General features: G+C 66.6%; 10 protein-coding genes. All 10 read left to right on the forward strand.

Annotation, left to right across the window (positions count from 1 at the left end; all coding sequences use genetic code 11):
* Positions 1-48 precede the first annotated feature (48 nt).
* Entirely contained in the window at positions 49-2,718 is a 2,670-nt protein-coding gene (gene gyrA, locus ACUTAG_RS23335; RefSeq protein ID WP_020924597.1) for a DNA gyrase subunit A, read from the forward strand.
* Positions 2,718-3,848: a 3-phosphoserine/phosphohydroxythreonine transaminase gene (serC, locus tag ACUTAG_RS23340; RefSeq protein ID WP_047992257.1), complete on the forward strand. Its 1,131-nt coding sequence runs from the start codon at positions 2,718-2,720 to the stop codon at positions 3,846-3,848. Before gyrA ends, serC begins: the two co-directional genes overlap by 1 nt.
* Entirely contained in the window at positions 3,841-4,926 is a 1,086-nt protein-coding gene (pheA, locus tag ACUTAG_RS23345; RefSeq protein ID WP_020924595.1) for a prephenate dehydratase, read from the forward strand. The genes serC and pheA overlap by 8 nt, the downstream gene beginning before the upstream one ends.
* 8 nt (positions 4,927-4,934) lie before the next feature.
* Positions 4,935-6,056, forward strand: a complete 1,122-nt coding sequence (gene hisC / locus ACUTAG_RS23350; protein ID WP_026382777.1) for a histidinol-phosphate transaminase — start codon at positions 4,935-4,937, stop codon at positions 6,054-6,056.
* On the forward strand, positions 6,053-6,955 hold the full coding sequence (locus tag ACUTAG_RS23355; RefSeq protein ID WP_446650363.1) for a prephenate dehydrogenase: 903 nt from the start codon (positions 6,053-6,055) through the stop codon (positions 6,953-6,955). The genes hisC and ACUTAG_RS23355 overlap by 4 nt, the downstream gene beginning before the upstream one ends.
* 6 nt (positions 6,956-6,961) lie before the next feature.
* Positions 6,962-8,284 carry a 3-phosphoshikimate 1-carboxyvinyltransferase gene (gene aroA / locus ACUTAG_RS23360; protein WP_446650364.1) on the forward strand — a complete coding sequence of 441 codons (1,323 nt, stop codon included), beginning with the start codon at positions 6,962-6,964 and terminating at the stop codon, positions 8,282-8,284.
* Positions 8,285-8,315: 31 nt separating this feature from the next.
* Positions 8,316-9,005 (forward strand): (d)CMP kinase, encoded by a 690-nt coding sequence (gene cmk, locus ACUTAG_RS23365; protein ID WP_026382779.1) that lies wholly within the window; start codon positions 8,316-8,318, stop codon positions 9,003-9,005.
* 176 nt (positions 9,006-9,181) lie between these two features.
* Positions 9,182-10,894, forward strand: a complete 1,713-nt coding sequence (gene rpsA, locus ACUTAG_RS23370) for a 30S ribosomal protein S1 (RefSeq protein ID WP_026382780.1) — start codon at positions 9,182-9,184, stop codon at positions 10,892-10,894.
* A gap of 3 nt (positions 10,895-10,897) precedes the next feature.
* Positions 10,898-11,257, forward strand: coding sequence for an integration host factor subunit beta (locus tag ACUTAG_RS23375; RefSeq protein ID WP_006388263.1), 360 nt, complete (start codon positions 10,898-10,900; stop codon positions 11,255-11,257).
* Between the two features lie 191 nt (positions 11,258-11,448).
* A complete protein-coding gene (locus ACUTAG_RS23380) occupies positions 11,449-11,763 on the forward strand; it encodes a lipopolysaccharide assembly protein LapA domain-containing protein (protein WP_006388264.1) in 315 nt (104 codons plus the stop codon).
* The last annotated feature ends 13 nt before the right edge of the window (positions 11,764-11,776 follow it).

An 11,776-nucleotide genomic window follows, 5' to 3' on the forward strand; every position in this document is an offset into this window, starting at 1 on the left:
TGTTTACCCGGCCCGGGTTCCTCCTTACACGATTCTGTCGTTATATATATGGATTCCTTTGCCAAGGAGACGCTTCCGGTATCGCTGGAAGAAGAGATGCGCCGCAGTTACCTCGATTACGCGATGAGCGTGATCGTCGGGCGGGCGCTACCGGATGTGCGGGACGGGCTCAAGCCCGTCCACCGGCGCGTGCTCTACGCGATGCACGAGCTCAACAACGACTGGAACCGCGCCTACAAGAAGTCGGCGCGTATCGTCGGGGACGTCATCGGTAAGTACCATCCCCACGGCGACCAGTCCGTCTACGACACCATCGTCCGCATGGCGCAGGATTTCTCCATGCGCTACATGCTGGTCGACGGCCAGGGCAACTTCGGCTCCATCGACGGCGACAACGCCGCGGCGATGCGCTACACCGAAATCCGCCTGGCCAAGATCGCCCACGAGCTGCTCGCGGACATCGACCAGGAAACGGTCGACTTCGGTCCCAACTACGACGGCAGCGAGCAGGAACCGCTGCTGCTGCCCTCGCGCCTGCCGAACCTGCTGGTCAACGGCAGTTCGGGCATCGCCGTCGGCATGGCCACCAACATCCCGCCCCACAACCTCCAGGAAGTGGTCGACGGTTGCCTGTACTGCCTGCGCAATCCGGCGTGCTCGGTCGATGAACTCATGGAGATCATCCCGGCGCCGGACTTCCCCACGGGCGGCGTCATCTACGGCATGTCGGGCGTGCGCGAAGGCTATCGCACCGGTCGCGGTCGCGTCATCATGCGCGCCAAGACCCACTTCGAAGACATGGAAAAGGGCAACCGCCAGGCCATCGTGGTCGACGCGATTCCCTACCAGGTCAACAAGAAGACGCTGCAGGAACGCATCGCCGAGCTGGTCAACGACAAGAAGATCGAAGGCATCTCCGACATCCGCGACGAGTCCGACAAGGACGGCATGCGCCTGGTGATCGAGCTCAAGCGCGGCGAAGTGCCCGAGGTGGTGCTGAACAACCTCTACAAGAACACGCAGCTGCAGGACACCTTCGGGATGAACCTGGTGGCGCTGGTCGACGGCCAGCCCCGCCTGCTCAACCTGAAGCAGATGATCGACTACTTCCTGCAGCATCGCCGCGAAGTGGTGACGCGCCGCACCGTGTTCCAGCTGCGCAAGGCCCGCGAACGCGGCCACGTGCTGGAAGGCCTGGCCGTGGCGTTGGCCAACATCGACGACTTCATCGCCATCATCAAGGCCGCGCCGACGCCTCCCGTCGCGCGCCAGGAACTGATGGCCAAGTCGTGGGATTCCTCGCTGGTGCGCGAAATGCTGTCGCGCGCCGACGGCGACACGCCGGGCGGCCGCGCGGCCTTCCGTCCGGACGACCTGGGCGCCGAGTTCGGCCTGCAGGGCGACGGCCTGTACCGCCTGAGCGACACCCAGGCCCAGGAAATCCTGAACATGCGCCTGCAGCGCCTGACCGGCCTGGAGCAGGACAAGATCGTCGGCGAATACAAGGACGTCATGTCCGCCATCGCCGACCTGCTGGACATCCTGGCCCGTCCCGAGCGCATCACCACCATCATTGGCGAGGAACTGCAGGCGATCAAGGCCGAGTTCTCGACCGGCGCCAAGGACACGCGCCGCTCGGAAATCGAGCTGAACGCGACCGAACTCGACACCGAAGACCTGATCACGCCCACCGACATGGTCGTGACGCTGTCGCACGGCGGCTACATCAAGAGCCAGCCGCTGTCCGAGTACCGTTCGCAGAAGCGCGGCGGCCGCGGCAAGCAGGCCACGGCGATGAAGGAAAACGACTGGATCGACCAGCTGTTCATCGCCAACACCCATGACTTCCTGCTGTGCTTCTCGAATCGCGGCCGGGTCTACTGGCTCAAGGTCTGGGAAGTGCCGCAAGGCACGCGCAACTCGCGCGGCAAGCCCATCGTCAACATGTTCCCGCTGGCCGAAGGCGAGAAGATCACGGTGGTGCTGCCGGTCAAGGAATTCAGCGAAGACCACTATGTCTTCATGGCGACCTCGCGCGGCACGGTCAAGAAGACCCCGCTGTCCGATTTCTCCAACCCGCGCAAGGCCGGCATCATCGCGGTCGACCTGGATGACGGCGACTACCTGATCGGCGCCGACCTCACCGACGGCAAGCACGACGTCATGCTGTTCTCGGACGCCGGCAAGGCCGTGCGCTTCGACGAGAACGACGTGCGTCCGATGGGCCGCAATGCGCGCGGCGTGCGCGGCATGATGCTCGAGGACACGCAGAACGTGATCGCGCTGCTGGTGGCCGGGGATGAAACGCAGAGCGTGCTGACGGCCACCGAAAACGGCTACGGCAAGCGCACCCCGATCACCGAATACACGCGCCACGGCCGTGGCACCAAGGGCATGATCGCCATCCAGACCAGCTCGCGCAACGGCAAGGTGGTCGGCGCCGTGCTGGTGATGCCTTCGGATGAAATCATGCTGATCACCACCGGCGGCGTGCTGGTGCGTACCCGCGTCGCGGAAATCCGCGAAATGGGCCGCGCCACGCAGGGCGTCACCCTCATCAACGTCGATGACGGCAGTTCGCTGTCCGGCGTGCGCCGGGTCGTCGAAAGCGATGCCGACGATGACAGCGAAGACCTGGACGACGGCCAGGAAGAGGGTCAGGAAGAGGGCAACGGCGACGCCGGTGCAACGGATTCGACGGAACCTACGGAGCAATAATGGCCCGCCCCTGGAACTTCTCGGCAGGCCCCTCGGCCTTGCCCGAGGTTGTACTGCAGCAAGCCGCTGCGGAAATGCTGGACTGGCACGGCAGTGGCATGTCCGTGATGGAAATGAGTCATCGCGGCAAGCACTTTGTGCAGATCTGCGACGAAGCGGAAAGCGACCTGCGCGATCTGCTCGGCTTGTCCCCGGACTACGCGGTGATGTTCATGCAGGGCGGAGGTTCCGGGGAGAACGCCATCGTTCCCATGAATCTCATGGGACGGCGCGGCACGCCGGCGGCCGACTTCGTCGTGACCGGCCACTGGTCGTCGCGTTCCCACAAGGAAGCCGGCCGCTACGGTGACGCGCAGGTCGCGGCCACCAGCGGCCAGGCGACGCAGCTGGACGGCCGTGAACAGGCGCCGTACACCTGGGTGCCGCCGGTCGACACCTGGAAGGTGCGCAAGGAATCGGCGTACCTGCACCTGTGCAGCAACGAAACCATCGGCGGCGTCGAATTCCTGGATTGGCCCGACACGGCCGCGCTCGGCGCGCCCGACGTGCCGCTGGTGGTCGACGCTTCCTCGCATTTCCTGTCGCGTCCGATGGACGTGAGCCGCTGCGGCATGATGTACGCGGGCGCCCAGAAGAACGCTGGCCCGGCCGGCGTCACCATGGCCATCTGCCGCCGCGACCTGATCGGCCACGCGCTGCCGATCTGCCCGTCGGCGTTCGACTACGCCAACGTGGCCGCCGAGCATTCGCGCTACAACACCCCGCCGACCTTCGCGATCTACATCGCCGGCCTGGTGTTCAAGTGGGTCAAGGCCAATGGCGGCGTGGCCGGCATGGAAGCGGCCAACAAGGCCAAGGCCGAACTGCTCTACGGCTACCTCGATAGCACCAGCTTCTACCGCAATCCGATCCACGCCCCCGTGCGTTCGCGCATGAACGTGCCGTTCGTGCTGCGCGACGAATCGCTCAACGACGCCTTCCTGCAGGGCGCCGACGCCGCCGGCCTGACGCAGCTCAAGGGCCACAAGAGCGTGGGCGGCATGCGCGCCTCGATCTACAACGCGGTGCCGCTGGCCGCCGTGGCCGCGCTGGTCGAGTACCTGAAGGAATTCGAGCGCCGCTATGGATGATGACCTGCAGCGCAAGCTGCGCCCCCTGCGCGACCGCATCGACGCCATCGATGCGCAAATCCTGGATCTTCTTTCGCAGCGCGCCCGCGCCGCGCAGGAAGTGGGCGAGGCCAAGCATGCCGCCCATGCCGACGGTCCGGTGTTGCGCCCCGAGCGCGAAGCCGAGGTCATCCGCCGGCTGCAACAACTCAATCCCGGCCCGTTTCCGGCGGCCGGCGTGGCCTCGGTCTGGACCGAGATCATCTCGGCCTGCCGTGGCCTGGAGCGCGGCATGACCGTCGCCTACCTGGGGCCGCAGGGCTCGTTTTCCGAGCAGGCCGCGCTGGAGCATTTCGGCCATGCGGTGCAGAAGCTGCCGTGTGTGTCGTTCGACGAGGTCTTCCGCGCCGTCGAGGCGGGGCAGGCCGACGTCGGCATGGTGCCGGTCGAGAACTCCACCGAAGGCGCGGTCAACCGCAGCCTGGACCTGCTGCTGAACACGCCCCTGCGCATCCTGGGCGAGCGTTCGCTGGTGATCCGCCATTGCCTGATGTCGCAGTCGGGCAAGATGGACGGCATCAAGACGATTTCCGCGCATCCGCAGGCGCTGGCCCAGTGCCAGGGCTGGCTGACGCGCAACTATCCCGACCTGGAACGGGTGGCCGCCGCCAGCAATTCCGAAGCCGCGCGCGTGGCCGCGTCGGATCCGACCATCGCCGCCATCGCCGGTGAAGTGGCCGCGCCGGCCTGGAACCTGCAGGTCGTCAGCGCCGGCATCCAGGACGATCCGCACAACCGTACGCGCTTCCTGGCCATCGGCAACATCGAGCCGCTGGTCAGCGGCAAGGACAAGACCAGCCTGATCCTGGCTGTCCCCAACCGCGCCGGCGCCGTCTACGAGATGCTGGCGCCGCTGGCCGCCAACGGCGTGTCGATGACGCGCTTCGAATCCCGCCCGGCCCGCACCGGCGAGTGGGAATACTATTTCTACGTCGATGTCCTGGGACATCGCAACGATCCGAATGTCGCGCTCGCCCTGGATACCCTGCGGGCGCAGGTCGCCTACCTGAAAGTGCTGGGTTCCTACCCGGCGCCGTGAGCCCTTCCATGACCAACACCTCCAAGCCTCTCGCCGCTCCCGCGCACGTCAGCGCCATCGCTCCCTACCAGGCCGGCAAGCCCATCGAGGAACTGGCCCGCGAGTTCGGGCTGGATCCGGCCGGGATCGTCAAGCTGGCGTCCAACGAGAACCCGCTGGGCATGCCGCAGTCGGCGCGCGCCGCCATGCTGGCCGCCGCCGAGTCGCTGGCGCGCTATCCGGACCCCAACGGCTTCGATCTGAAGGCCGCGCTGGCCGCGCGCTACGACGTGCCGATGAACTGGATCACGCTGGGCAACGGCTCCAACGACATCCTGGAAATCGCCGCGCTGGCATTGCTGGAGCCGGGTACGTCGGCGGTCTACGCGCAGCATTCGTTCGCGGTCTACCGCCTGGCCACGCAGGCCCGGGGCGCGCGCCACATCGTGGTGCCGGCCAAGGACTACGGCCATGACCTGGACGCCATGTTCGACGCCATCGCCGACGACACGCGCCTCTTGTTCATCGCCAACCCCAACAACCCCACCGGCACCTTTGTGCCGGGCGATCAGGTGGCCGCGTTCCTGGAGCGCGTCCATGCCGCCCACGGCGACCGTGTCACGGTGGTGTTGGACGAGGCCTACAACGAATACCTGGAACCGCAATTCCGGTTCGACAGCACCGCGCTGGTGCGCCGCTATCCCAACCTGATCGTCTCGCGCACCTTCTCCAAGGCCTACGGCCTGGCGGGCCTGCGCGTGGGCTTCGCGGTGGCCCAACCGGCCCTGACCGACCTGCTCAACCGCGTGCGCCAGCCGTTCAACGTCAACACGCTGGCGCAGGCCGCCGCCGTGGCCGCGCTGGGCGATGCCGCCTACCTGGAACAGGCGTACACGTCCAACAAGGCCGGCAAGGCGCAACTGTGCGAAGCCTTCGACCGCCTCAAGCTGCGCTACGTGCCCAGCTACGGCAACTTCGTGCTGGTGCACGTGGGCGACGCGCCGCGCATCAACCTGGCGCTGCTCAAGCGCGGCGTGATCGTGCGTCCGGTGGCCGGCGACGGCCTGCCCGAGTGGCTGCGCGTGTCCATCGGCCTGCCGCAGGAAAACGCCCGCTTCATCGACGCGCTGACCGCCATCCTGTCCGAATGAACGGCGCTTCCTCCAAGCCGAATCAGGGGGCCGCTGGCCCCCTGATTCCTGTGCTGGCCGTCGTCGGCGTGGGTCTGATCGGCGGTTCCTTTGCCGCGGCGGTGCGCCGGGCGGGGCAGGTGGGACGGGTGCTGGGCGTGGGCCGCAATGCCGCGTCGCTGGCGCGCGCGGTGGAACTGGGCCTGATCGACGAAGCCGTCAGCGCCGAAGACGCCGCTGCCCGCGCCGACCTGGTGTTCCTGGCCACGCCCGTGGGCGGCCTGCAGGACATGCTGGCGCGCATGCTGCCGCATCTGCGCGATGCCACGCTGCTGACCGATGGCGGCAGCACCAAGGCCGAGGTGGTCGATGCCGCCCGCCTGGCGCTGGGCGCGCGCATCGGCCAGTTCGTGCCGGGCCATCCCATCGCCGGCGCCGAGCGCAGCGGACCCGAGGCCGCCGATGCCGGCCTGTACCAGGGCCGTTGCGTCATCCTGACGCCGCTGGCCGAGAACGCTGCTGCCGCCATTGCCCTGGTGCGCGATGCGTGGCTGGCTTGTGGGGCGCAAGTGATCGACATGGACGCCGGCGCGCATGACCGGGTGCTGGCGTCGGTCAGCCACCTGCCGCACCTGCTGTCGTCTGTGTACATGGAGCAGGTCGCCACCGCCGAGGACGCCGCCACGCGGCTGGCGCTGGCGGGCAGCGGCTTTCGCGATTTCACCCGCATCGCGGCGGGATCGCCCGAGATGTGGCGCGATATCTTTCTATCCAACCGCGACGCCATGCTGGCGGAGCTGGCGGCCGTGCGCGCCGTGCTGGATCGGGCCGAGCGCGCGATCGACGGCGGCGATGGCGCGGCCTTGCTGGCGCTGCTGGACACGGCGGCGCAGGCGCGCCGCAACTGGCGCAAGGAGTAAACCCACATGGGCGCTTTGCCTTTCCTGGATCTGCCACGGGTGCGGCGCGCGCAGGGCGTCATGGCCTTGCCCGGTTCCAAGAGCATTTCCAACCGCGTGCTGCTGCTGGCGGCCATCGCCGACGGCGAGACCGCCATCACCGGACTGCTGGATTCCGATGACACCCGCGTCATGCTGGCCGCCTTGCGCCAGCTGGGCGTGGCGGTGTCCGAACTGGCCGAGGGCCGTGTCACCGTGCGCGGCGTGAGCCGCTTCCCGGTCGACAGCGCCGACCTCTTCATGGGCAACGCCGGCACCGCCATCCGGCCGCTGACGGCGGCGCTGGCGCTGATGGGCGGCGACTATCGCCTGTCCGGCGTGCCGCGCATGCACGAGCGTCCCATCGGCGACCTGGTCGACGCGCTCAAGGCGCTGGGCGCTCGGATCGACTATCTGGGGCAGCCCGGCTATCCGCCGCTGCACATCGGCCGCGGCGCAATCGCCACGCCGGCCGTGACGCAGGTGCAGGGTTCGGTTTCCAGCCAGTTCCTGACCGCCTTGCTGATGGCCGCGCCATTGCTGGCCGGCCAGAGTGGTCAGCCGGTGGTGATCGAGGTGCTGGGCGAGCTGATCTCCAAGCCTTACATCGAGATCACGCTGAACCTCATGGCGCGTTTCGGCGTCACCGTGCAACGCGATGGCTGGGGTCGTTTCACCATCGCCGGCGACGCCCGCTATCGCAGCCCGGGCCAGATCGCGGTCGAGGGCGATGCCTCCACCGCCTCGTATTTCCTGGCGCTCGGCGCCATCGGCGGCGGACCGCTGCGGGTGACGGGCGTGGGCGCCGACAGCATCCAGGGCGATGTGAAATTCGCCGACACGCTGGCCGCCATGGGCGCCACGGTGGCATACGGTGACGGCTGGATCGAGGTGACCGGCGTGCGCGTGGCCGAGGGCGGGCGCCTGAGGGCCTTCGATACCGATTTCAACCTGATCCCCGACGCCGCCATGACGGCCGCCGCGCTGGCGCTGTACGCCGATGGCCCGTGCCGGCTGCGCAACATCGGCAGCTGGCGCGTCAAGGAAACCGACCGCATCCACGCCATGCAGACCGAGCTGGAAAAGCTGGGCGCGCAAGTGGAATCGGGGCCGGACTGGTTGCGGGTCACCCCGCCCGCTGACGGCGCCTGGCGCGACGCGCATATCGGCACCTGGGACGATCACCGCATGGCAATGTGCTTCTCGCTGGCCGCGTTCGGCCCGGCGGCGGTGCGGATTCTGGATCCGGGTTGCGTCAGCAAGACGTTCCCGGGTTACTTTGATGTCTATGCCGGCCTGGTGTCGGCATAGCGACCACGGGCCGCGCGGCCCATTTTCTTACATGACTTCGACTGAACCGACCGTGACTTCCGCCGCTCCCGTCATCACCATCGACGGCCCCACCGCCTCGGGCAAGGGCACCGTGGCCCACCGCGTCGCCAAGGCGCTGGGGTGGGCGGTGCTGGACAGCGGCGCGCTGTACCGGTTGACGGCCCTGGCGGCGATCAACCGCGGCGTCGATGCGGCCGACGAGCCCGCCGTGGCGCGCGTGGCCGAGACGCTGGATGTGCGTTTCGACGGCCCCCACGTCTACCTGGAGGGCGCCGACGTCGGCCATGAAATCCGTCGCGAGGAAGTGGGCAATTTCGCCTCGCGCGTGGCGGCGTTCCCCGGCGTGCGGCAGGCGCTGCTCGAACGCCAGCGCGCGTTTCGCCTGCTTCCCGGGCTGGTGGCGGATGGCCGCGACATGGGCACGGTGGTGTTTCCTGATGCGTCCCTGAAAGTCTTCCTGGTGGCCGATGTGGTCGCGCGGGCCGAGAGGCGGCGTAAGCAGTTGATCGAAAAGGGAATTTCTGCTAATCTAGACGACCTTTTGCGGGATATGCGCGAGCGGGATGCCCGCGACACGCAGCGCGCCACGGCGCCGCTTGCTCCCGCAGCGGATGCACATGTGCTGGATTCGTCGAATCTGACGATTGCGGAAACCGTGCAGGCAATACTGGATTTCTGGCAGGCCAACCCCACGCATTGAGGGGCGGGCACCTTCGCCAGTCGTTTTTTTTTATCGGCCCTGTCCTGGCCAGGCGACACCCCCACGGGACACCCCGCAAGGGCAAACCGGCAGGCAGGTATTTTGACTCCACTGTGGCGGGCAATCCGCTGCGGTGTGTTTTTAACGGCCATTTCGGCCCAATGGATTTCAACCCCATGTCTTCCGTTTCCACTACCGCCACCGGCGGCGAAAGCTTCGCCGACCTTTTCGCACAAAGCCTCAAGAGCCAGGACATGAAGTCCGGCGAGGTCATCAGCGCCGAAGTCGTGCGCGTCGACCATAACTTCGTCGTCGTCAACGCCGGCCTGAAGTCCGAAGCGCTGATCCCCCTGGAAGAGTTCCTGAACGACCAGGGCGAGCTCGAAGTGCAACCCGGCGATTTCGTCTCGGTGGCCATCGATTCCCTGGAAAACGGCTACGGCGACACCATCCTGTCGCGTGACCGCGCCAAGCGCCTGTCGGCCTGGCTGCAACTGGAAAAGGCCCTGGAAAACGGCGAGCTGGTCACCGGCACCATCACCGGCAAGGTGAAGGGCGGCCTGACCGTCATGACCAACGGCATCCGCGCGTTCCTGCCGGGTTCGCTGGTGGATCTGCGTCCGGTCAAGGACACCACCCCGTACGAAGGCAAGACCCTCGAATTCAAGGTCATCAAGCTCGACCGCAAGCGCAACAACGTCGTGCTGTCGCGTCGCCAGGTGCTGGAAGCCAGCATGGGCGAAGAGCGCCAGAAGCTGCTCGAAACCCTGCACGAAGGTGCGGTGGTCAAGGGCGTGGTCAAGAACATCACCGACTACGGCGCGTTCGTGGACCTGGGCGGCATCGACGGCCTGCTGCACATCACCGACATGGCCTGGCGCCGTGTGCGTCACCCGTCCGAAGTCCTGCAAGTGGGTCAGGAAGTCGAAGCCAAGGTCCTCAAGTTCGACCAGGAAAAGAGCCGCGTCTCGCTGGGCGTCAAGCAGCTGGGCGAAGATCCGTGGGTGGGCCTGGCTCGCCGCTACCCGCAAGGCACCCGCCTGTTCGGCAAGGTCACCAACCTGACCGACTACGGCGCGTTCGTTGAAGTCGAAGCCGGCATCGAAGGCCTGGTGCACGTCTCCGAAATGGACTGGACCAACAAGAACGTCGATCCGCGCAAGGTCGTGACCCTGGGCGAAGAAGTCGAAGTCATGGTCCTGGAAATCGACGAAGACCGTCGTCGCATCTCGCTGGGCATGAAGCAGTGCCGCCAGAATCCGTGGGAAGAGTTCGCCACCAACTTCAAGCGTGGTGACAAGGTCCGCGGCGCCATCAAGTCGATCACCGACTTCGGCGTGTTCGTCGGCCTGCCCGGCGGCATCGATGGCCTGGTTCACCTGTCCGACCTGTCGTGGACGGAAACCGGCGAAGAAGCCGTGCGCAACTTCAAGAAGGGCGACGAGATCGAAGCCGTGGTCCTGGGCATCGATACCGACAAGGAACGCATCTCGCTGGGCATCAAGCAGCTGGAAGGCGACCCCTTCAACAACTTCGTTGCCACGTTCGACAAGGGCGCCGTGGTTCCGGGCACCATCAAGTCGGTCGAAGCCAAGGGCGCCGTCGTGACGCTGTCCGTGGACGTCGAAGGCTACCTGCGCGCTTCCGAGATCTCCTCGGGCCGCGTCGAAGATGCCACCACCGTGCTGACCGCCGGCGAGAACATCGAAGCCATGATCGTCAACATCGACCGCAAGACGCGTTCGATCCAGCTGTCGATCAAGGCCCGCGACAACGCCGAAACCGCCGAAACGATCCAGCGCATGTCCGACGCCAGCGCTTCGTCCGGCACCACCAACCTCGGCGCGCTGCTGAAGGCCAAGCTGGACCAACAGCGCAACGACGGTTAATTCGTGACCAAGTCGGAGCTGATCGCCGCCTTGGCGGCCCGCTATCCTCAGCTGGCCGCCCGCGACACCGATTACGCGGTCAAGACCGTGCTCGATGCGATGACCCAGGCCCTGGCCTCGGGCCAGCGCATCGAGATCCGCGGTTTTGGCAGCTTCTCGCTGTCGCAGCGGTCTCCCCGCATCGGCCGCAATCCGAAGTCCGGCGAACAAGTGCTGGTGCCTGGCAAACAGGTGCCGCACTTCAAGGCGGGCAAGGAATTGCGCGAGCGGGTGGACTTGGTCGGCGGCAACGACGAGGACGCTCAATCCTCTGGATCGAGCGAACCGATGCCGTCCATGGCAGGCTTGCACGCCATGCATTGACAGCACCGGCCAGTAAGCTGCCTTCGGGCAGATCGGACCGCGAGCAACGCCCCTTGAGAAATCAAGGGGCTTTGTTTTTGGGCGTCCTTCCGGACACGCCGGCGCCCTTCGAGGAAACCCCGTTGAAGGCCGTACACGAGGTGTGGAGGTCGCTTACAATTGACCCTCTCGAATTCTTAGGAGCATGCGTCATGCGCTACCTTGTCTGGGCCCTGCGATTGCTCGTGTTCGTGGCGGTATTGATGTTCGCGTTGAAGAACACCGATCCCGTCGCCGTGAAGTTCTATGCCGATTACGTGGTGCAGGATGTGCCGCTGATCGTCGTCATGCTGGTGGTGTTCGTGGTCGGCGCGCTGTTCGGCCTGCTGCTGACCGTGCCCGCCGCCATGCGCCGCCGCCGCGAGGCCATCCGCCTGCGCCGCGAACTCGACCGCGTGCAGGCCGCCGTCAACGGCACCACGCCGGCCGTGCCGCCCGAAGCGGTCGCTCCCATGTCGCCCCTGTGACGGCGCCGCGTCG

The organism is Achromobacter sp. CSND-B12 (genome assembly GCF_052906545.1).